The 21,885-nt window shown below is 73.5% G+C and carries 16 protein-coding genes; 11 read left to right on the top strand and 5 right to left on the bottom strand.

Features of this window, described 5'->3' with window-relative positions:
- Positions 1 to 18: 18 nt before the first annotated feature.
- From IPL61_03590 to IPL61_03600, 3 genes are read right to left on the bottom strand one after another with little or no spacing between them, the layout of a single operon-like run.
- The gene (locus IPL61_03590; GenBank protein MBK9030415.1) at positions 19 to 561 is read right to left on the bottom strand and encodes a YkgJ family cysteine cluster protein; all 543 of its coding nucleotides are present in this window, start codon (positions 559 to 561) and stop codon (positions 19 to 21) included.
- Positions 558 to 2,555 carry a glycosyltransferase family 39 protein gene (locus tag IPL61_03595; GenBank protein MBK9030416.1) on the bottom strand — a complete coding sequence of 666 codons (1,998 nt, stop codon included), beginning with the start codon at positions 2,553 to 2,555 and terminating at the stop codon, positions 558 to 560. Before IPL61_03595 ends, IPL61_03590 begins: the two co-directional genes overlap by 4 nt.
- Entirely contained in the window at positions 2,552 to 4,216 is a 1,665-nt protein-coding gene (locus tag IPL61_03600) for a hypothetical protein (GenBank protein ID MBK9030417.1), read from the bottom strand. The genes IPL61_03595 and IPL61_03600 overlap by 4 nt, the downstream gene beginning before the upstream one ends.
- Positions 4,217 to 4,347: 131 nt before the next feature.
- On the opposite strand from IPL61_03600, the gene IPL61_03605 reads away from it, so the two are divergent.
- A complete protein-coding gene (locus IPL61_03605) occupies positions 4,348 to 7,053 on the top strand; it encodes a sulfatase (protein MBK9030418.1) in 2,706 nt (901 codons plus the stop codon).
- The gene (locus IPL61_03610) at positions 7,050 to 9,089 is read left to right on the top strand and encodes a DUF2029 domain-containing protein (GenBank protein MBK9030419.1); all 2,040 of its coding nucleotides are present in this window, start codon (positions 7,050 to 7,052) and stop codon (positions 9,087 to 9,089) included. The genes IPL61_03605 and IPL61_03610 overlap by 4 nt, the downstream gene beginning before the upstream one ends.
- A 61-nt stretch (positions 9,090 to 9,150) precedes the next feature.
- Here IPL61_03610 and IPL61_03615 read toward each other — a convergent pair whose 3' ends face one another.
- Both IPL61_03615 and IPL61_03620 read right to left on the bottom strand, forming a co-directional pair.
- A complete protein-coding gene (locus tag IPL61_03615; GenBank protein ID MBK9030420.1) occupies positions 9,151 to 10,857 on the bottom strand; it encodes a glycosyltransferase family 39 protein in 1,707 nt (568 codons plus the stop codon).
- On the bottom strand, positions 10,854 to 11,666 hold the full coding sequence (locus IPL61_03620; protein MBK9030421.1) for a hypothetical protein: 813 nt from the start codon (positions 11,664 to 11,666) through the stop codon (positions 10,854 to 10,856). The genes IPL61_03615 and IPL61_03620 overlap by 4 nt, the downstream gene beginning before the upstream one ends.
- A gap of 109 nt (positions 11,667 to 11,775) precedes the next feature.
- Between IPL61_03620 and IPL61_03625 the strand changes: the two genes are divergently transcribed.
- The 9 genes from IPL61_03625 to IPL61_03665 all read left to right on the top strand — a co-directional run bounded on the left by IPL61_03625 (position 11,776) and on the right by IPL61_03665 (position 21,842).
- Positions 11,776 to 13,152: a hypothetical protein gene (locus IPL61_03625; protein MBK9030422.1), complete on the top strand. Its 1,377-nt coding sequence runs from the start codon at positions 11,776 to 11,778 to the stop codon at positions 13,150 to 13,152.
- Positions 13,149 to 13,955 (top strand): phytanoyl-CoA dioxygenase family protein, encoded by an 807-nt coding sequence (locus tag IPL61_03630; protein ID MBK9030423.1) that lies wholly within the window; start codon positions 13,149 to 13,151, stop codon positions 13,953 to 13,955. Before IPL61_03625 ends, IPL61_03630 begins: the two co-directional genes overlap by 4 nt.
- 2 nt (positions 13,956 to 13,957) lie before the next feature.
- Positions 13,958 to 14,464, top strand: coding sequence for a DUF4149 domain-containing protein (locus IPL61_03635; GenBank protein MBK9030424.1), 507 nt, complete (start codon positions 13,958 to 13,960; stop codon positions 14,462 to 14,464).
- A 113-nt stretch (positions 14,465 to 14,577) separates the two neighbouring features.
- Complete coding sequence (locus tag IPL61_03640) at positions 14,578 to 15,330, top strand: PspA/IM30 family protein (protein MBK9030425.1); 753 nt, start codon at positions 14,578 to 14,580, stop codon at positions 15,328 to 15,330.
- 87 nt (positions 15,331 to 15,417) lie between these two features.
- Positions 15,418 to 17,166 carry an OmpA family protein gene (locus IPL61_03645; protein MBK9030426.1) on the top strand — a complete coding sequence of 583 codons (1,749 nt, stop codon included), beginning with the start codon at positions 15,418 to 15,420 and terminating at the stop codon, positions 17,164 to 17,166.
- A 92-nt stretch (positions 17,167 to 17,258) separates the two neighbouring features.
- On the top strand, positions 17,259 to 18,014 hold the full coding sequence (locus tag IPL61_03650; protein ID MBK9030427.1) for an ABC transporter permease subunit: 756 nt from the start codon (positions 17,259 to 17,261) through the stop codon (positions 18,012 to 18,014).
- Between the two features lies 1 nt (position 18,015).
- Positions 18,016 to 19,125 carry an ABC transporter ATP-binding protein gene (locus tag IPL61_03655; GenBank protein MBK9030428.1) on the top strand — a complete coding sequence of 370 codons (1,110 nt, stop codon included), beginning with the start codon at positions 18,016 to 18,018 and terminating at the stop codon, positions 19,123 to 19,125.
- Between the two features lie 3 nt (positions 19,126 to 19,128).
- On the top strand, positions 19,129 to 20,016 hold the full coding sequence (locus IPL61_03660) for a hypothetical protein (protein ID MBK9030429.1): 888 nt from the start codon (positions 19,129 to 19,131) through the stop codon (positions 20,014 to 20,016).
- Positions 20,013 to 21,842: an ATP-binding protein gene (locus IPL61_03665; GenBank protein MBK9030430.1), complete on the top strand. Its 1,830-nt coding sequence runs from the start codon at positions 20,013 to 20,015 to the stop codon at positions 21,840 to 21,842. Before IPL61_03660 ends, IPL61_03665 begins: the two co-directional genes overlap by 4 nt.
- Positions 21,843 to 21,885 lie beyond the last annotated feature (43 nt).

The raw sequence follows: 21,885 nt of genomic DNA on the forward strand, positions 1-21,885 counted from the left end.
TCCTGTGCGTGGCGTCGGTCAGCGGTAGCGCGCCCGCAAGAGCTCGCGCTCGAGCGCGGCGGCGAGCGCCAGGTTGATCGGCCGCAGGCCCGCGCCGCCGTCGTCGTGGGCCTCGCCCTGCAGGTCCGCGAAGATCGCGACCTCGCCGCCGGCCGCCAGGTACGCCGCGACCCGGGCCCGCGCGGTGGGATCGATCGCGGCGTGCTCGCGGCACATCGCCAGCTCGGGCGCGCCGCGCTTGTCGCGCACCGCCGCGAACCCGAACAACCGGCACACGATCGGCCGCTGCGCGTAGACGGTGCAGCCGCCGGGCAGCTGCGCCGGGGCGTAGAGCGCGCACGGCCCGGCGCCGATCGCGGTCGCGCGATCGAGCAGCGCCTCGCCCTCGCCCGCCGCCACCGCGGCCCGGGCGATCGGCGCCACGTCGGCCTCGCTGACGTGCGGCGGCGCGCCCACGCAGCAGGCGCCGCACCCGGTCGGGCACGCCAGGCCGGTGGCCGCGGCGACCGCGCCGGCGAGGCGGTCGGCCTCGACGTAGATCGCCAGGCGGCGCGGCGTCACGCGCCACCGCGCTGGTAGACGTCGACCAGCGGCGCGCCGCCGGCCTCGACCCGCAGCACCCGCCGCGCGTCGGGCGGGATCGGACACGGCCGCCAGCTCGGCTGGTAGTGGACGATCCACGCCGCCTGGCGCGGATCGTCGACCGGCTCCCACAGGTCGCCCCGGAACCAGGTCAGGTGCGCGGGCTCGACGCACCGGCGGTGGACCCGATCGCCGGGCCGCGCGTGGCGGTTGACGTAGCCGATGGCCTCGCCGAGGCCCTCACCCCACCACGCGACCTCGAACCGGCGGGCGCGCGCGACCGCGGCGGTGCCGCCGACCTGCTCGCCGTAGTAGTCGAGGTAGTACGGATGGATCCGCGCGCAGGTCACGATCAGGTAGATCGCCACCGCGGCCGCCACCGCCGGCGCCGCCCACCGTCGAGCGCGGGCCGCCAGCCAGGTGGCGAGCGCGTCGACGCCGACCGCGGCCGCGAGCGCGATCGGCAGGAGCATCGGCAGCACGTAGCGGATGCCGTCCTGGCGCACCGGCGACAGCGCCACCACCAGCGGCGCGAGCAACCACACCGCGACGATCGCGAGCGACCGGCGCGCGCGCTGGGCCCAGACCCCGAGGCCGCCGACCGCGGCGATCAGGATCACCAGCGGCGTGGTCGCGCCCAGGTACGGCAGGAAGTACCAGCGCGGCGGCGTCGCGGTGATCGCGCCCAGGAACGGCTCACCGCTGTGCGTGCCCTTGAGCTTGTGCCAGGCCTCGACGGTGTGCGCGATCGGGTGCTGCCACAGCCGCGGCCACAGCACGATCGCGGTGAGCACCGCCACCGCCGGGATGATCGCCAGGCCCAGCGCGACCGCGCGCGCGCGGGCCTCGGCCGGCGCGGTGATCAAGATCGTCAGGCCGATGGCCGGCGCGGCCAGGCCGTTGACGAAGCGGGTCATCAGGCCGACGCCGAGGATGACGCCGACCAGCGCCAGCCGGAGCTCGAGCGCGCGGCCGCGAGCGCCGCCGTCCCAGACCCGCAAGGACGCCCACCACGCCAGCGCCCAGACCGCGACCGACGGCGCCTCGTGCCCGACGATCTGGCCGTGGGCGATCAGGTGCGGCGACAGCGCGGCGATGACGCCCGCGCCGACGCCGACCCGCAGGCTGGCCAGGCGCCGACCGATCGGCACCAGCAGCGCGCACCCGAGCGCCATCACCAGCGCCGACAGCGCGCGCGCGCCGCCGTAGCCGTCGCTCCACAGGCCGCCGAGCCCGGCGAGGTACTTGGTCACCGGCGGGTGCTCGTAGTTCCAGCGCCACGCGGCGTCGTCGAAGTCGCCGCGCACGAGGTTCTGGACGTAGTTGCGCCCGGCGGACCAGTAGGTGTCCTCGTCCCAGGTCTGGCCGGCGGCGCCGAGATCCCACAGCCGCGCCAGCGCCGCGAGCGCGAACACCGCCAGCGTCGCGCCCAGCAGCGCCCGCGGCGTGGCCCGCAGCCGTGCCCGCGCGGTCCACAGCGCCGTGGCCACGACGACGAGCAGGATCGCCCAGGCCGCCGCCGCGTCCCCGCGCGCGGCGCCGGGGTGATCGAACCGCGCCAGCGCCGGCGGCTCGGGCGCCAGCGACGAGGCCGGCACGTACTCGGGATCGCCGCGGCGTCCGGGCGGGTGCCACACCAGCCGCGCGCCCGGCGGCGCCGCGAAGCGCAGGCCGATCGCCCCGGCCGCGAGCTGGATGCGCGCGGTGATCACGCCGCGCCCGACGATCGGCGGCCGGCCCTCGAGCTCCAGCCGGGCCGGCCCCGGGGACGCGAACCCGACCACGAACGGTCCGCCCCGGGCCAGGTGCAGGCTGCCGGTGCGCGCGATCGTGCCCGGCGGATCGCTGGGCGAGGTCGGCACCGTCGCCAGGCGCGCCAGCGGCGGCGTCACCCAGGCCGCGCGCGCGATCAGCACCAGCGCCACCAGCGCCAGCGCGATCGCCCACGGCGTCAGCCGCGCGCGCCAGGTCATCGCGCGAGCCCGGGGCAGGTCATCGGCCGATCGGCCCGGGCCAGGAACGTCAGGTACTCGCCGCGCTCGACCAGCCCGGGCACGTGCAGCACGACGCGCTCGAACCCGCGCGCCTGCCAGAACCCGGCGCAGTGCCCCAGCGGCGCCGGCTCGGGCACGCGCCGCAGGTCGTAGCAGGACAGGATGATCGTCGGGTGGTGCTCGGCCATGAGCGGGTCGGGGCCCCACTTGTTGTGGCCGGCGCGCGGGTTGGTGCGCGGCACCTCGTGGGCCACGCGCGCCGACACCAGGCCGAAGACGTCGATGCCGGGCAGGCGCGCGTAGTACGGCAGCGCGCCGACGCCGCCGTAGATCGCGAAGTCGTCGGGCCGCACGCACGGTCGCAGCGCCTTGCCGATCAGCACGCGGTCGTGGGTGTACGCGCGCAGGTACGCCGGCGTGTCGATGCCGCGGTCGTTCCGGAAGTTGCCGAACTTCAGGCTGGCGCGGGTCAGGTCGAGCTGCCGGCGCGCGAACAGCCCCAGCACGATCGCGGCGAGCGCGACCGCCGGCCAGGTCCGGGCGCGGCCGCCGGGCGCGCCGTCGCCGCCGCCGACCACGACCGCGCGCGCGCTCGGCGCCGGCCACGCCCGCGCCAGCACGCGGCCGAGGTTGTCGACGCCCAGCGCCACCGCCAGCGCCGCCAGCACGAACAGCGGCATGATGAACCGGTGCAGGCCCATGAAGTCGCCGCCGACGCCGGCGACGTAGCGCAGGTAGACCACGACCACGATCGGCGCCAGCGTCACCAGCGCGAACCGGGCGGTCCGGCGCGGCCGCTCGATCAGGCCGAGCAGCGCCAGGGGTGACGCCCACGCCAGGCCGGTCTGCGTGAACCAGCGCCCGACGTAGTGCCAGCCGTTGCCGCGCATCTTGGCGTCGTAGCCGGGCACCGCCGCGCCGGCGGCCTTGACGTAGTAGGTGTTGGGGAACGGCCAGCCGTAGTACCACCAGCGCCACGCGAACCACGGCGCCCACAGCCCGAGGAACCAGCCGACCGCGTGCCACTCGGCGCGGCTCGGACGCAGCCGCCGCTCGCCGATCAGGTTGGTGCCCAGGCGGTGCAGGCCGAACAGCGCGACGATCAGCGGGCCCTCGGGCCGGGTCATCGACGCCAGCGCCAGCGCGATGGCCATCCGGCGCAGGCCGCGGGCGTCGTCGCCGGCGCTCGCCGCCAGGTAGCCGTCGAGCGCGACCGCGATCAGGAACGTGTAGAGCTGGGTCTCGAGCCCGCCCGACGACCAGCACGCGAACCCGCTCGAGCACGCCAGCAAGAGCGGCGCCAGGCCGGCCAGCGGGTGGCCGCGCCCGAGCGCGCGCTCGCCGATGCGGAACGTGATCGCGAGCACGCCGAGGCCGAAGCCGACGCCGAGCACCCGCGCCGCGATCTCGGGCGGGACGCCGACCACCATCAGCGCGCCCAGGATGAACGTCCACAGGAAGTTGGTGTAGCCCTCGACCGGATCGCCGAGGTTGAAGGTCAGCTCGCCGTGCTCGGCCAGGTTGCGCGAGAACACGAACGAGATGAACGCGTCGTCGGTGACGAAGTCGTACTGCTGCGCGTGCCAGACCAGGATCACCGCGGCCACGGCCAGCGGCGCGAAGCGCACCCAGGCGGGCACGGCGCGAGGCGGGGCGGACGTCACCGGCCGAAGACTCCCCCGGCGCGCCGCCCGATTCAAGGCGCGATCCGGAGCGAATTCCGTCGGCGCGGAGCCGCCGCGCGCGCACTTCTTGCTAGGGTCGCCGGTCGATGTCCGAGCCGTCCACCGCGACGCCCGCGCCAGGCGCGCCGGACGCACGCGCACCGCAGCCGCCGCTGGCGCAGGTGGTGATCGCGGGCGCTGCGACCGGGGGCCTGGCCGCGGTCGCGGCCGGGCTGTGCGACGCGCTGTGGTCGTGGCGGGCGCTAGCGCAGTTCACGCCCGGCGTGCTCGAGCGGCTCCGGGTCGCGCTGTACGTGGCGGCCAGCTACGCCGTGGTCGGCCTGGTCGCCGGCGCGGTGATCGCGGCGATCGTCGCGTACTACGATCGCGCGACCGCGCTGGGCACGCTGGTGCGCCACGCCGCGCGCGAGCACGCCCGGGCCCGGGCCCGCGGCGCCGACCAGGCGGTCATCGGCGTGTCGCTGGTGCTGGCGTTCGTGCCGATCGCGACGGTGACGGTCTGGATCACGTTCGCGCGCCTGATCCACGTGCTCCAGACGCGGAAGAACTTCGCGCTGGTGGTGGCGGTGGCGATGGTGGCGAGCGTCGTCGCGCTGGCGATCGCGATCGCGCTGGCGATCGCGGTGGCGCGGCCGATCGAGTACGGCTTGCGCGCGCTGGCCCGGGGCCGGCTGGGCCCGGCGCTGGCGTGGGTCTGGGCCCCGGCGGTGGCGCTGGCGGCGCTGGTCGCGCTCGGCGGCGTCGCCGCGCTGATCTCGACCTGGAGCGTGGTCAAGCTCCTGCCGCTGCGGCCGCCGGCGGTGATCGCGGTGGCGCTGGTGTTCGCGATCCCGCTGCGGGGCCGCGGCGCCGCGGTGGCGGTGCGCTGGCGGGCGGCGCGGCCCTGGCGCCGGCGCGCGCTGGTGGCGGCGGTGCCGATCGCGACGTTCCTGGCCGCGGCCGCGACCGGCAACCGCGCGGCGATCATCAAGAGCGCGGTCGCCTACTCCGGCGGCGGCGATCCGCTGACCCGGCTGTGGAAGCGGATGATCGATCGCGATCGCGACCACCACTCGCCGTGGTTCGGCGGCGACGACTGCGACGACGGCGACGCCAGCATCCACCCCGGGGCCAGCGACATCCCCGACGACGGCGTCGATCAGAACTGCGTCGCCGGCGACGCCAAGAGCCAGCGCGACGTGGCCGAGGTCGGGTTCGCGCCGGCGCCGCCGACGGTGCCGGCCGACGTCAACGTCGTGCTGATCACGATCGACACGCTGCGCGCCGACCACGTCAGCGCCTACGGCTACGGCCGCCCGACCACGCCGACGATCGACGCGATCGCCGCCGAGGGCACGCTGTTCCGCGCGGCCTGGGCCCACGCGCCGTCGACGCGGTACTCGATGCCGGCGATCCTGACCGGCCGGCTGCCGCTCGACGTCTACTACGACACCTCGATCGCCGGCTGGCCCGGGCTGCAGGCCAAGGCCACGACGATCGCCGAGATCTTGCGCGGGCGCGGCTTCGCGACCGGCGCGTTCACCAACTACTGGTACTTCGATCGGGTCCGGCGCATGGATCAGGGCTTCGACGTCTACGACAACGACAACGCCCGCCTGCACCAGGGCGCCGACCCGGCCCACACCCGCGGCAGCTCGTCGCGCGAGCAGACCGACAAGGCGCTCGGGTTCGTGGCCGCGAACGCCGGGCGCCGGTTCTTCCTGTGGGTCCACTACTACGATCCGCACCACGAGTACGAGCCCCACCCCGAGGTGCCGAAGTTCGGCGACAGCGAGATCGATCGCTACGACGGCGAGATCCGGTTCACCGACCTGCACCTGGGCCGGCTGGTCGCCGATCTCAAGGCCCGCGGCCTGTGGGACAAGACCGTCATCGTGATCACCGGCGACCACGGCGAGGGTTTCGGCGAGCACGGCGTGTTCCAGCACGGCTACCACCTGTACGCGGCCCAGACCAAGGTGCCGCTGGTGGTCCGGGTCCCGGGCCTGCCGCCGCGGGTGTCGACCACCGCGGTCGGCCACATCGACGTGCTGCCGACCCTGGCCAACCTGGCCGGCGCCGCGCCGACGCCGGAGATGATGGGGCGATCGCTCGTGCCGCTGGTGGCCGGCGGGCCCGAGGATCCCGACCGCGTGGTGTTCCAGCAGCTCTCGTACGAGGGCAACCACGAGCTGCGCGGCGCCGCGACGCTGGCGTGCCACGTGCTGTACAACGTGTCGCCGCACACGAGCTGGGAAGTGTACCGACTCGACGACGACCCCACCGAGACCCACGATCGCGCCGACGCCCCCGGGCCGTGCGCCCGGGTCCGGACCGCGTTCGAGCGCTGGTACGACAGCGCCCAGATCCCGGCCGGCGCCGGCGACGCGCTCCTGCCGGCCCGCCCGACGATCGCGCGCCCGCTCGACGTCGACTTCGGCGATCAGGTCCGGCTGCTCGGGCTCGACGCGCCCGCCGAGGTCCGCCCGGGCCAGAGCGTCGAGCTGACGTTCTCGTTCGAGGCCCGCGGCCGCCTGACCGGCGGCTGGAAGGTGTTCGTCCACGTCGAGGGGCCCGCCGGCGGCCGCTTCACCGCCGACCACGCGCCGGTGCGCCCGTTCGACTGGTGGCGCCGCGGCCAGTTCATCCGCTACACGATCACGACGACGGTGCCGGCCTCGGCCCCGGCCGGCGCCTACGACGTCTGGATGGGCGTGTGGCGCAAGGCCGATCGCCAGCCGGTGGTCGCGCCGCCGGGGATCACGGTGGTCGAGCGGCGCGCGAAGGTCGCGACCCTGCAGGTGGTGCGATGACGATGCCGACGTGGCTCCGGGTCGGGTTCTGGACGCTCCTGTCGGCGCCGGGCGTGTGGCAGATCGCGCTCCTGGTGTGGGCGGTGGCCGCGCGGTTCCCGTACCCCTACGACCTCGAGTGGATGGAGGGCGGCGTGCTCCACGGCGCCGCGCGCATCGCCAGCGGCGACGGCATCTACGGCCAGCCCTCGGTCGACTACATCTCGTTCCTGTACACGCCGCTGTACCCGGGCCTGCTGGCGCTCCTGGGCTCGGTCGTCGGCCTGTCGTACCAGCTCGGTCGGCTGGTCTCGATCCTGTCGCTGGTGGGCCTGGCCGCGCTCGCGGTCACCAACGCGCTGGCGTGGTCGCCGCGCCACCGCGGCGCCGCCGTCGCCGGGTCGGTGCTCGGCCTCGGGCTGTTCGCCGCCGCGTACCCGTTCATGGAGGGCTGGTACGACCTGGTCCGGGCCGACACGATGTTCCTGTTCATCGCCACCGGCGGCCTGATCGGCCTGTCGCGGTGGGCCCGCGCCGACGAGGGCTTCCGCGGGCACCGCCGGATCGCGGTCGCCGGCCTCATCCTGGGCCTGGCGTTCTTCGCCAAGCAGACCGGCGTGCTCTACGTGCTCGCCGGCGGCCCGATCATCGCCGTCATGAACTGGCGGCGGGCGCCGACCTACGTCGCCGCGGCCGGCGTGATGGGCCTGGGCGGCGCGGCGCTGCTCCAGCGCACCACCGGCGGCTGGTTCTGGACCTACGCCTTCGAGATCCACCAGGCCCACGACTGGAACAAGGATCGCTTCTACAAGTCGTTCGAGCTGATCCTGATGCACTTCCGGTGGGCCACGGCGATCATCGTGCTCGGGCTGTGCGTGGTGCTGGCGTGCGCGATCGTGCGGCGCCGCCTGCCGCCGCCGGCGCGAGCGCTGCTCCTGTGGACCTACGTCTACGCGGTGTCGACGCTGATCGGTGCGATCGGCTGGGGCACCGAGTTCGCGCACTACAACGCGTACATGCCGGCGTTCCTGCACGGCGCGATGGCGGCCGGCCTGGCGGTCCCGGCGATCCTCGCGTGCGGCGAGCTCTTGCTCAGCGGCGACCGCGCGCCGTCGGAGCGGGCGGCGGATCGAGCCCGCACGCTCGCGCACCTCGGCGCGGCGGTGGTGGCGCTCGGGCTGGGCGTGCAGCTCTACCAGGCCCGCTGGAACCCGCGGCCGTTCATCCCGACCGCGCGCGATCGCGCCGCCGGCGACGAGCTGATCGCGACGATCCGCGCGCTGCCGGGCCGGGTGTGGGTGCCGTCGCATCCGTGGTACGCGCACCTCGCCGGCAAGCCGATGTACGTGCACCGGATGGGCGTCAAGGACGTCACCGCGCGCAAGCCGCGCCCGGTGATGGGGCTCGAGGAGGCGCTGCGCGGCCGTGAGTTCGCGGCGATCGTGTTCGACAACCGCGATCTGTTCCTCGAGGTGCCGGCGATCGCGCACTACTACCGCCCCGACGATCTGGTCGCGCGCACCGCGCGACCGCGCCTGTTCACCGGCGCCAAGATCGTGCCCGACTCGATCTGGGTGCCCGCCGGCCCCGCGCAGCTGCCGACGGGCTGGCGGGTGCTGTTCGACTTCGAGAGCGGCTCCTACGCCAGCTGGACGGTCATGGGCAGCGCCTGGGGCAACGCGCCCGAGCGCAAGGAGGTCGCGGGCCAGGGGCTGGTGCGGCGGTTCGGCGGCCGCCACTTCGCGACCTCGATGCACGGCGGCGACGGCCGCACCGGCACGTTGATCTCGGCCGAGTTCACGATCGACGCCGACACGATCCGCATGCGCCTGGGCGGCGGCGCCGAGGACAGCGGCCTGCGGGTCGAGCTGCGCATCGGCGGCAAGGCCGTCCGCACCGCGACCGCACCGATGCCGCCGTCGGAGCGGTTCGTCGACGTGAGCTGGAGCGTCGCCGATCTGATCGGCCAGGCCGCGACGATCGCCCTCGTCGACGAGTCCGAGCGGTCGTGGGGCCACCTGAACGTCGACGAGATCTGGATCGGCCCGGCCGAGTAGGGGCCGGGCGTCCGCGGGGCCGCGCGACCGCGGCGTCAGGCGTCCGCGGGGCCGCGCGACGTCACGGCGGCCGGCGGTAGACGCTGACGATCGGCACGCCGTCGACGCGCAGCACGAACACCGGCTGGACCGTGCCGTAGCTCTGCCAGATCATGAAGTCGTGGCGGCGGAAGTGGCGCTCGTGGATCACGATCGCCAGCTGCGACCACGCGACGCCCGCGTCCTCGTGGCCGGCGTCGGGCAGCCCCGGCGCCAGCAGCCCGTCGCGGGCGTAGGCGCCCCAGGCCGGCGCCGCGTCGTGGGCGTAGACCGGCCGCGGCCGGGCGCCCGGCGGCGGCGCCTGGGTCCGCAGGAACGGCAGCACGCCGCGCGCGGCGTAGCCCCAGAACTGGCGGTTCATGCCGAGGTCGGCGCCGCCGGGCGCGCCGCCGGCGATGGCGTTGTACGACGTCAGCGCGTACGGGTGCGCGTGCGCGGTCTCGGCCGCGGCGGCGCCGACCAGCGCCGCGCCGACCAGCGCCACCGCCAGCGCCGGCGCGGCCCGGTGCCGCGCGCGCGGCCACAGCTCGGCCAGCGCCGCCGCCGCCGCGCGCGCCGCCCACACCGCGCCGAGCCCGGCCGCCACGCACAGGCTCGGGATCGCCGCCTCCCAGTGCTTCTCCGCGCCGAAGATCGGCGTCGAGCCGAGCAGGAACGGGCCCATCGACGCGGCCAGGGACAGCCCCAGCAGCAGGCCGGCGTCGGTGGTCGCGATCGCGCGCGCGCGCCACCACCGCGCGCGCACGGCCGCGCCCAGCGCCGCCGCCGCCAGCGTGCCGGCCGGCACGGTCAGGAGCGTCGTGACGATCGCTGTGTGCCACGGGAACGGCGGGTGGTTCCAGTTGTGGCCGAGGTACTCGAAGTTGTAGTGCACGTGGGTCATGTGGAACGTCAGCCACGCGCGCACGTGCGCGACGGTGTCGAACCACAGCCACGGCCACACCGCGACGAGCGTCAGCGGCCCCAGGACGATCAGCGCCAGCGGCACGTACCAGCGCGCGCCCAGGCCCCGCGCCAGCGCCCGCGGCCAGCGCAGCCGCCCGGGCCGGGTCGTCGGGTAGGTCTGGCGCGCGACGACCCACACGAAGTGCGGCGCGATCGCGAACGGGATCAGCAGCGCGTTGTGCTTGGTCGACAGCGCCAGGCCCCAGACCACCCCGGCGACGATCGCCCACCACCACCGCGCCAGCGCGCGCCAGTAGCAGTACAAGGTCGCCAGCCACAAGGTCGCGATCGGCCCGTCGAAGGCCGCCAGGCCGGCGTGGAAGAACGCGCGCGGCAGGCACAGGGTCAGGAGCGCGGCGAGCACCGCCTCGGCCAGGCCCCACGCCGCCGCGACCCACGCGAACACGATCAGCACCAGCAGCGCGTGCATCAGCGCGGTCGGCGCGCGGTACGCGGTGACGTGGCTGGCGACGCCCAGGCGATCGTGCAGCAGCCGGTGCGACAGCCCGAACAGCGTCTTCATCAGCGGCGGGTGCTCGCGGTTGTGATCGGTGACGCCGGGCCCGCCGAAGGCCGCGGTGATGCCGGCGTGGCTGGTGACGCCGCGCTTGCGCCCGATCAGATCGAGCCACCAGCGGGCGTAGCCGTCGCCCGCGCCCATGTAGACGGTCTCGTCGCGGGCCACGCCGACGTCGCGCTGCGCCGACAGCGTCGTCGCCAGGGTCAGCACCACCAGCGCCGCGCCGATCGCCCGCACCAGCCAGGGGTTCGCCCGCGGCGTCATCGCCGGGCCTCGGCGGCGAAGCACACCAGCCGGTTGGCGGCCCGCAGCCCGACCGCGCGGGCGGTGAACGTGACCGCGCCGCGGCCGGGGCGGGTCACGACCGTGCGCGTGACCCAGCCGTCGTCGACGCCGACCCGCACCCGCGCCAGCTCGAAGCCGTCGACCGCCACGGCGAGCTCGGCCGGGTCGCGCACGTCGCGGCGCGTGAACACGTCGGCCAGGCCGACGCCGAAGGCCAGCTCGGTGCCGAGCGCGACGTCCGCGAAGGTCATCGTGACCGCGCCGTCGGGCGTCGGCACCACCTGCGCGCACCGATGCGGGGCGAACCCGACCTCGGCCAGCACCAGCTCGGGGCCCCGCGCCCGCTTGCCGGCCACGGTCGCGGTCCCGATCAGCGGCGCGAAGTCGGTGACGACCGTGCGCGCGGCCTGGCGGAAGCGCCGCACCGTGACGCCGCCGAACGTGCGGGTCGACGCGGCGTGCAGGCCCCGGGTCTCAGGCGCGCGCGCGCCGCGGATCGACAGCTCCCAGATGGCCGGGTAGCGCGCGGCGTCGAGCCGCCCGGCCATCTCGACCGGCACCAGATCGCCGAGGTGCAGGTACCCGACCGGCTCGGCCCACCCGGGCGCGATCACGATCAGCTCGCCCACCTGGTGGGCCGCGCGGACCTCGGCGGCGGCGGCGGCCCAGGCGGCGTCGTCGGGCACGCCGGCCCCGGCCCCGACCACCCGCCGCGCGCTCCACGCGGCGACGACCACCAGCGCGAGCGCGGGCGCGAGGCGAGCGAGGCGCGAGGCGGGGGACGGCACCAGGCCGCGCATCCTACCCGGGAACCGACGCCGCCGCGCCTCGGCCGCGCGCACGATGCGTCGCGGATCGGACCGATCGCGGCGCGCCTGGGGGTAGAGTGACGCGCCTGTGCTGCGCCGCTACGCGATCCACTTGATCCTGTTCGCCGTCGGCCTGGTCGGCTACGGCGCCATGTCCGGCTCGCGGCTGTGGCACCAGTCCACCGATCCGCACTTCGTCTACCAGGCCGACGCGTGGCTGCACGGCCGCACCTCGATCACCCCGCCGCCGACCCGCGGCGACGACTGGGCCAAGGTCGAGACCGTGATCCTCAAGGACGGCCGCGAGGTCCGCGGCCGCCGCCTCCACGCGCGCCCGGTGTTCCGGACCACCCGCGGCGCCGAGGTCGCGCTGGCCGAGGTCGCGAGCAGCAAGGGCCAGACCTACTACGTCTCGTTCCCGCCGCTGCCGAGCGTGCTGATGCTGCCCGGCGCGGCGCTGGGCGGGCGCGCCGGCAACGACGTCGCGCCGACGGTGCTGTGCGCGGCGCTGATCCTGCCGCTGTTCTTCGCGGCGCTCCGACGGCTCGCGGCCGCGGGCCAGTCGATCCGGACCGCCGCCGACGACGTCTGGCTGACGATCGCGCTCGGGTTCGGCACGGTCCTGTACTTCGCGGCGGTGCAGGGCCGGGTCTGGTTCACCGCCCACGTGCTCGGCGTGCTGCTCGCGACCGCGTACGCGTGGGCCTCGATCGAGGCCCGCCGGCCGATCCTCGCCGGCCTGTTCCTCGGGCTGGCGGCGATCACCCGCACGCCGATGGCGTTCATGCTGCCGCTGTTCGTGCTCGAGGCCGCGCGCATGGCCGGCGGCCTGACCGCGCTGCGCGCCGATCGCGCGGCGTTCGCGCGGGCGGTGCGGGGCCCGCTGATCCGGTTCGCGCTGCCGGTGATCGTCATCGCGATCGCCGCCGCCGGGTACAATCTGGCGCGGTTCGACGCGCCGACCGAGTTCGGGCACACCTACCTCGACGTGCGCCAGCAGGCGCAGATGGAGCAGTACGGGCTGTTCAGCTACCAGTACCTGGCGCGCAACCTGGCGGTGGCGTTCACGCTCCTGCCGGAGTTCCCGGCCCACGGGCCGTTCGTCCAGGTGTCGGGCCACGGCCTGGCGCTGTGGGTGACGACGCCGGCGCTGCTGTTGCTCCTGTGGCCGCGTCAGCGCCCGCCGATCCACCGCGCGCTGTGGCTCACCGTCGCGATCGTCGCGATCCCGACGTTCTTCTACCAGAACTCGGGCTGGGTCCAGTTCGGCTACCGGTTCAGCCTCGACTACACCGTGTTCTTGATCCTGCTGCTCGCGGTCGGCGGCCGGCCGCTGCGCCACGTCGCCAAGGCGCTGATCGTGATCGGCGTCGTCGTGAACCTGTTCGGCGCCTGGAGCTTCGCGCGCCACCCGACCTACTACCGGATCGGCGGCAACGCCTACGGCACGGTGGTGGCGCATTGACCGCGCTGTCCATCGGCGCGCCGCGCGCGCACCCGCCGATCGCGATCGACGCCGCCGCGGTGGCCGCGGCCACGTGGCGCGACGGCTACTTCGCGCTGCCGTCGGTGCTCGACGCCGCGCTGGTCGCGCGCTGCCACGCCGCGGTCGCGGCCGCGCACGCCGCCAGCGTACCGACGGTGGCCGCGTTCGCCTACGACGCGCCGTGGGAGCTGGCCGTGGCGCTGGCGCCGATCGTCAGCGCCGCCCTCGGCGCGCCGGCGGTGCGGCAGCCGGCGTTCTGGGCCTGGTGGGTCGGGGGCGGCGGCGCGCCCGGCGGCTGGGCCGCGCACCGCGACAACCCCGCGGTCGAGGTCGACGAGCGCGGCGCGCCCGACGGCCTGTCGGTGTGGGTGCCGGTCACCGACGCCACCGCCGACAACGGCTGCATGTACGTCGTGCCGGCGCCGTGGGACCTGCAGTACCAGAACCCCAACGCCACCACCGAGATCCTGTCGCTCCAGACCGTGCGGGCGCTGCCGGCCCCGGCCGGCTCGGTGCTGGGCTGGACGCCGAAACTCCTGCACTGGGGCGCGCTGGCGCGGCCGGGCGCGCCGCCGCGGGTCAGCCTGTCGATCGAGTACCAGCGGGCCGACCGCCCGCCGATCGAGGCCACGGTCGCGCCGCTCGACGAGATCCCGCCGCCGGCCGCGCGCCGGGCCGCGATCGTCGAGCAGTGGCACCGCTACCGCCACATGCACGAGCAGGACGACGACGCGCTGACCGCGCTGACGGTGTTCCTCGACCACACCCTGCCCCACGGCTGAGCATGTTCACCCTCTACCTCGCCTCGGTCTGGCTGCACATCCTCGCGGCGATCACCTGGATCGGCGGCTCGCTGTTCCTGGTGCTGGTCGCGGTGCCGTGGCTGCGGCGCGGCGACCGGACCCTGGCGGCGCGGTTCCTGACCGAGACCGGGCCCCGGCTGCGGGCGATCGGCTGGATCTGCTTCGCGATCCTCGCGGTGACCGGCAGCTACAACCTGTGGGTGCGCGGCGTCGACCTCGCCAGCTTCGGAGATCCCGCGTGGCGGGCGTCGCCGCTGGGGCGCGCCGCGCTCGCCAAGCTGGCGGTGTACGCGCTGGTCCTGATCGCGTCGGCGGTCCACGACTTCTCGATCGGCCCGCGCGCGGTCGCGGCGATCGAGCGCGATCCGACCGCGCCCGACGCGGTGCGCCTGCGCCGGCTGGCCGCGCACATGGGCCGCGCCAACGTCGTCGCGGCGCTGGTGCTGGTGGCGCTGGGGGTCATCCTGGTGCGCGGCTGGCCGACCTGACCGATCACCGCGCGCGATGTCCATTGCCGGCCCGGCCGCTTGAGACAACCCGGGCCCCGCCGTAAGGTCGGGGGAAGTCGGACCGCCGTCCGGCCACCCCAGGGGAGACCGCGATGATCTTCGGAAAGATGTTCGGCGCGCTGCGCGCCCAGCTCAACAAGCTCGCCAACTTCTTCTGGGAGGCCGATCCGATCGCCCAGATGCAGTACGAGTACGACTCGGCCGTCGAGCAGCTCAAGGAGGGCCGGGTCGGCCTCGAGCAGTACCGCGGCCTGGTCGAGCGCGTGAACCGCCAGGTCAAGGACGGCGAGGCCCACGCCACCAAGCTCGAGGCCCAGGCCAAGGCCTACCTCAAGGCCGGCGACCGCGAGACCGCGGCCAAGTTCGCGCTCGAGCTGCAGAAGGCGCGCACCCAGCTCGAGCAGAACCGGCAGCAGCTCCAGATGCACGAGGCGGCCTACCAGAACAACCTCAAGAAGATCCAGAGCGCCAACAAGAAGCTGGCGGACGTGAAGTCCAAGATCCAGCAGTACGACGCCGAGCTCAAGATGAGCGAGGCCGAGGCCGAGGTCGCGAAGCTGTCGGCGAGCTTCGACCTGAACGTGACCACCGACTTCGGTCAGCTCGAGCAGGTGATCCAGGGCAAGATCGACGCGAACCGCGGCAAGGCCCGGGTCGCGTCGGACCTGTCGCAGCAGGGCATCGCCGAGATCGACGCCGAGGAGCGCATGGAGAAGTCCATGGCCGAGGACGCCCTCAAGGACCTCGAGGTCTCGCTGGGCATGCGCGCGCCCGAGGTGACGCCGATGACCGACGCCACCAAGGATCTCGGCCCGGCCGAGCGCGCCCTCGAGACCGAGAAGTGATGTCGGCCCGGGCCCCGCGCCCGGGCCTCGCCGCCGTTGTACGCGCGTGATCGTCTGTGGCCGGGCGCCGCCCGGCAGGAGTGAGCCATGACCAAGCCCGGATCCAAGCCCAAGCCCGCCTTCTTCATCGCCGTCGTCGCCGTGATCGTGGCCCTGGTCGCGTTCGCCGTGCTGCGCGGGTCGAGCAAGTCCAAGAAGCCCAACGGCGGGTCGGGCAAGGTCGACATCGCCGACATCAAGAAGCAGGCCGGCGGGACGCCGACGCCGCTCGAGATGGAGGACATCAACAGCGCGACCACGGTCAAGGAGTACCAGTTCGAGTCGGCCGCCAAGCTGCCGCCGGTGCCGGGCACCTCCGACTACAAGGCCCTCGGCAAGGACCGCGTCGTCAAGTTCGCGATCAACGTCTGGGCCGGCTGGGCGCCGATCATCTTCGCCAACGAGGGCTTCAAGGCCAAGAAGGTCTGGACCGACGGCAAGGGCAACCCGTTCAAGGTCGAGCTGATCCTCGCCGACAACCCGGTCGACATGCGCAACACCGTGGCCTCGGGCGAGGTCCACATCGGCTGGGCCACCGTCGACATGCTGCCGCTGCTGGTCAACGGCCTCAAGGCGGATCCGCGGACGATGCCGCGGGTGTTCCACCAGGTCGACTGGTCCAACGGCGGCGACGGCATCGTCGTGCGCAAGGGCCTCAAGATCTCCGACCTGCGCAAGAAGAAGGTCGTGCTGGCGCAGAACTCGCCGTCGCACTACTTCCTGCTCAACGCGCTCCTCAACGGCGGCGTCCAGCCGTCCGAGGTCGAGATGGTCTTCACCAAGGACGCGTTCCAGGCCGCGCGCGCCTACGCGACCCAGAAGGACATCGCCGCGGTGGTGTCGTGGGCGCCCGACATCTACCGCATCGCCGAGAAGCTGCCGGGCAACGAGCTGCTCGTGACGACGCTGCAGGCCAACCACCTGATCGCCGACGTGTGGTGGGCCCGCGCCGACTTCGCGCGCGACAACCCCGAGATCATGGAGGGCATCGTGCGCGGCATCCTCGACGCCACCACCGCCCTCAAGGACGACCCGGCCAAGCAGCAGGCCGCCAAGTGGATGAGCGACGGCTTCGGGATCCCGCCCGACGAGACCCTCGGCATGCTCGGCGACGCGCACTGGACCAACTACGCGGAGAACCGGGAGTTCTTCATCAACCAGAACAACCCCACCAACTTCGAGCGCACGTACAACACCGCGTACCTGCTCTACCGCGCCGCGGATCCCGATCTGGTCGGCCAGAAGGTCGACTTCGATCAGATCGTCGACTTCTCGATCATCAAGAAGCTCGGCAGCGAGGACAAGTACGCCAAGCAGAAGAACGAGTACGAGGTCGCGTTCGCGCCGGTCGCGGCGTCGCAGATCCCGGTCGAGAGCACGATCCTCACCAAGACCGTCGTCGTCCAGTTCTTCCCCAACTCGAGCGACCTCTACAAGAAGGTCGACAAGCGCGGCAACGACGGGTCGACCGTCGAGGGCCTCTACGATCCCAACGTCGACTTCGTGGTCGAGGAGATCGCCAAGGTCAGCAAGCAGTACGGCGCCGCCCGCATCCTGATCCAGGGCCACACCGACAGCTCGATGAAGGGCCAGGCCGACCCCGAGCTGGTCCGGAAGCTGTCCGAGGATCGCGCCAACGCGGTCAAGGCGGCGATCATCAAGAAGTTCCAGCTCCAGCCCAACCAGTTCACGGTCGAGGGCAAGGGCTGGGACAGCCCGGCCGATCCCAACGACCCCGGGAACCACGCCAAGAACCGGCGGGTCGAAGTGCGCGTGGTGCCGGCCGAGGCGCAGTGACCCAGCCGACGCCAACCACGACCGAGCCGTCCGCGCCCACGGTGCCAGCGCCGCGGCCGTGGTTCCTCACGCTGCGCGCGGAGCCACCCGCGGTGGTCGGCAAGCTACTGGGCCTCCTGAGCCTGGGGCTGGTCTTCGCCGTGTGGTGGTTCGTCACCCGCGGCGCGCCGGTCGAGCGGATCGTGTCGCCGGCCAAGCTGCCCAGCCCGTTCGAGGTCTGGGACTCGCTCGACAAGCTGCCCGACGGCGCGCTCGTCGACGGCATCATCGCGTCGCTGTGGCGGGTCGGCAAGGGCTTCGCCCTGGCGGCCCTGGTCGGCGTGACGTTCGGCGTGATCGCCGGCTCGTTCCGCGCGATCGCCGCCTTCTTCCAGCCGCTGGTGATCTTCGGGCGGAGCGTGCCGATCAGCGCGCTGATCCCGGTGACGCTCCTGTTCTTCGGCATCGGCGAGAAGCAGAAGATGATGTTCATCTTCTTCGCGACCGCGCCGTTCGTGTTCTCCGACACCGTGCGCACGATCGCGCTGGTGCCCGAGCGCTACGTCGAGACCGCCCAGACCCTGGGCGCGTCGCGGTTCCAGATCATCACCAAGGTGCTGTTCCCGCTGGCGCTGCCCGACATCGTGACCAGCCTGCGGTTCCTGTTCGGCCTGGCGTTCGGCTACATCGCCCTGACCGAGACCATCAACATCCACGCCGGCCTCGGCTTCCTGATCAACATGTCGGAGCGGCGCGGCTCGGCGGTCGCGTACCTGATGCTGTTCATCATCGCGCTCCTGGCGTTCGTGTTCGACTGGACGCTGCGCCTGCTGCAGCGGCAGATGTTCCACTACCGGAAGGACCTGTGACGTGAGCGCGTCCGGTCGCGACGACCAGCCCCAAGCCCCGGGCGCCCCGCCCACCGCCGCGGCGACGCCCGCCGCCGCGCCCGCCGCCGCGCCCGCCGAGCCGATCGATCCGGTCGCGGCCGAGGCGGCGCTGCGCGCGTTCGAGCGCGAGCTGGCCTCGCCCAGCGGGCCCCGGGCGGCCGCGCCCCCGGCGCCCAACGTCGGCACGCCCGCGCCCCGCCCGGCGCCGGTCAGCCCGAGCAAGCCCACCAACCAGCGCGCCACGGCCCAGGTGTCGGGCGGCGCCATCCTCAAGCCGCTGGCGCCGGCCGCGCCGACGCCGGTGGTGGTGTTCGACAAGGTCACCAAGTCCTACGGCGACTTCACCGCGATCAAGGACGTGACGTTCACGATCGACGACCACCCCGGCCGCGGCGAGATGGTGCCGATCCTCGGCCCGTCGGGCTGCGGCAAGTCGACGGTGATCCGGCTCATCGCCGGGCTGCGGCCGCAGTTCCCGCAGACCTCCGGCACGGTCCTGGTCGGCGATCAGATCGTCAAGGGCCCCGGCGCCGACCGCGGCATGGTGTTCCAGGACTACACGTCCTTCGATCACCGCACCGTGCTCGAGAACATCGCGTTCGGGCTGGAGTGTCAGGGCATGGGCAAGGGCGAGCGCCTCGACCGCGCGATGCTGTGGCTGGGCAAGGTCGGGCTGTCGCCGAAGAAGGACGCGGGCAAGTACCCGAGCGAGCTCTCGGGCGGCATGCGCCAGCGGGTCGCGATCGCGCGCACGCTGATCCTCGAGCCCAAGATCATCTTGATGGACGAGCCGTTCGGCGCGCTCGACCCGCCGACCCGGGCCCGGATGCAGGACCTCCTGATCGAGCTGTGGCGCGAGCAGTCGCCGACGGTGTTCTTCATCACCCACTCGGTCGAGGAGGCGGTCTACCTCGGCGACCACATCCTGATCTTCTCGTCGTCGCCCGGGACCATCCTCAAGGAGGTCAAGGTTCCGCCGCCGACCAAGCCGGCCAAGGAGGTCCAGCGCGACCCCGAGTTCCAGGACACGGTCTACGGCATCAAGGAGATCATCGACGAGCTCGAGTCGTCCCAGCGGAGCGGGGACTAGGCCGTGAGCAGGCGCAAGCGCGCGGGGTGGTTCCGGTACGTGCAGGAGGCCTTCACGTACCGGTGGAACCTGCTGATCCTCGGCGGCGCCGCCGCGGCCGCGGTGATCTCGGGGCGCCCCGACGTGGCGCTGCCGCTGGTCGCCGCGGGCGAGATCGCGTACCTCGCCGCGCTGACCACGCTGCCGCGGTTCCAGGGCGCGATCGACGCCAAGGCGCGCAGCGAGGAGGGCGGCGGCACCGCCGCGGCGGTCACCGGCGGCGCCAGCTCGCGCCAGCGCCTGCAGGACGTGCTGGGCTCGCTCGAGCCCGATCGCCGCAACCGGTTCCTGCGGCTGCGGGCCCGGTGCGTCGAGATGCAGCGCATCGCCAACGCCGTCCGCGGCGACACCAGCGACACCAGCGGCGCCGCCGCCGAGCTGCGCACGCCCGCGCTCGATCGGCTCTTGTGGGTGTTCCTGCGGCTGCTGCTGTCGCAGCAGGCCCTGGGCCGGTTCCTGCGCGCCGCCGACGGCGCCGGCATCGGCAAGCAGCTCGACGAGCTGGTCGCGCGGCAGAAGGAGGCCGAGACCAAGGGCGACGATCGCATCCTGCGGTCCCTGGTCGACAGCGTCGCGACCGCGCAGATGCGCCTCGACAACTTCAACAAGGCCAAGGGCAACGCCGAGTTCGTCACGGTCGAGCTCGATCGGATCGAGTCGAAGATCCAGGCCCTGACCGAGATGGCGATCAGCCACCAGAACCCGGACGAGCTGTCGATCCAGGTCGACGCGGTCGCCGCCGGCATGTCGCAGACCGAAGAGACCATCCGCGAGCTGCAGTCGATCACCGGCCTGGGCGACCACCAGGACGCGCCGTCGATCCTGTCCACCGACGTCAGCGAGGTCGCATGAGCCAGCCCGAGCCCCCGACCACGCCGCCGTCCGCGCCCGCCGACAAGACCCTGGCCGGCACCGACGGCGTGCGCCGCGCCAGCGCCCTGCCCGGCCACTTCCCGCCGTGGGCGACGCGCCTGGCCGAGCTGTACTTCTCCGGCACGACCTCGATGTTCATCCTGCACGGCAACGTGTTCGACCTGGCCCGCCTGGGCCCGGCCGACGGGCCCGACCTGCGCTGGGGCAGCCTCGCCGACTTCCTGGCCGAGCAGCTGTTCGGGCGCTGGGACCTCTTGCTCCACTACGACCTGGCGCGCGGCATCCGGTGCGTGGCCGGCAGCAACGGCAAGCGCCTGACCGAGATGGTCGAGAAGGTCAACCGCGTGCTCGGCGACGTCCGCCAGCTCAAGCGCGACCCGGTGACCGCGCTGGCCGCGCTCGACCTGTTCATCCAGAAGAACGTGATGGCGGACCCCGACCGGCGCCTGTCGGCGGCGATCGTGATCGATCACGCGTCGTTCGTCGCGCCGTCGGGCGATCGCCTGGCGCTGTCGGATCAGACCCAGCTGGTGACGCTGCTCAACTGGTCGTCGTCGCCGTACATCAAGCGCCTGAACCTCGCGGTCGTGCTGATCGATCCGCGGCTGTCCGAGATCAACGACCGCCTGGCCGGCAACCCCCACGTCGCCGCGATCGAGGTGCCGATGCCCGACGTCAGCGAGCGCGAGGCGTTCCTCGAGGCCGCGGTCAAGGGCGTCGACATCACCAGCTTCTCCGACTACGGCGTGGCGGAGCTGGCCAAGCTCACCGCCGGCATCGCGCTGACCGACCTCGAGGTGCTGGTGCGGTCGTCGCGCGAGAGCGGCCGCCGCCTCGACGCCACCTACTTCCGCGACCTCAAGAAGCGCCTGATCGAGCGCCAGGCCCAGGGCATGCTCGAGTTCGTCGAGCCCAAGTGGGGCCTCGACACGGTCGTCGGCCACGAGGCCGCCAAGCGGCGGCTGCTCGACGACGCCGCGCTGATCAAGAAGGGCATGCTCGACACGGTGCCGATGGGCTACCTGTTCAACGGCCCGGTCGGCACCGGCAAGTCGTTCCTGGCCCAGTGCGTGGCCGGCTCGATCGGCGTGCCGGCGGTGGTGCTCAAGAACTTCCGGTCCAAGTACGTGGGCGAGACCGAGGGCAACCTCGAGCGGGTGCTGGGCCTCTTGCGGTCGATGGGCCCGGTCGTGGTCGTGATCGACGAGGCCGACACCGTGCTCGGCGATCGCGACGGCGGCGGCGGCGACTCGGGCGTGTCGGCCCGCATCTTCGGCATGATCGCCAACCAGATGGGCGACACCCGCTACCGCGGCAAGATCATCTGGATGCTCTTGACCGCCCGCCCCGACCTCCTGCCGATCGACATCAAGCGCCAGGGCCGGGCCGAGGTCCACATCCCGCTGTTCTACCCGAGCGACGACGCCGAGCTGCGCAAGATGCTCAAGGTCCTGGCGCGCAAGTCGGGCGCGACCTTGCTCGACGAGGACCTGCCCGACACGCTGCCGCACAAGGGCAACCTCAGCGGCGCCGACATCGAGGGCATCGTCGGGCGAGCCTGGCGCACGTCGCTCCTGGCCGGCGCCGACCGGATCACCAAGGCCGCGCTGGCCCAGACCCTGGCCAACTTCATGCCGTCGACCCAGACCCTCGAGCGCGAGCTCCAGGAGCTGGCGGCGATCATCGAGTGCACCGACGTCGAGTTCTTGCCCCAGGTCAAGCGCGACCGGCTCGAGCAGCTCGGCGGCCGCGAGAAGGCCCAGGAGCGGGCCACCGCGATCAAGCAGATCATCGACGGGCGCTAGCCCGACCACGCTCCGCCCACCGCTTCTGGACCCGACAAACTCC

Source organism: Myxococcales bacterium (genome assembly GCA_016717005.1).
In the GTDB taxonomy this organism is placed as follows: domain Bacteria; phylum Myxococcota_A; class Polyangia; order Haliangiales; family Haliangiaceae; genus UBA2376.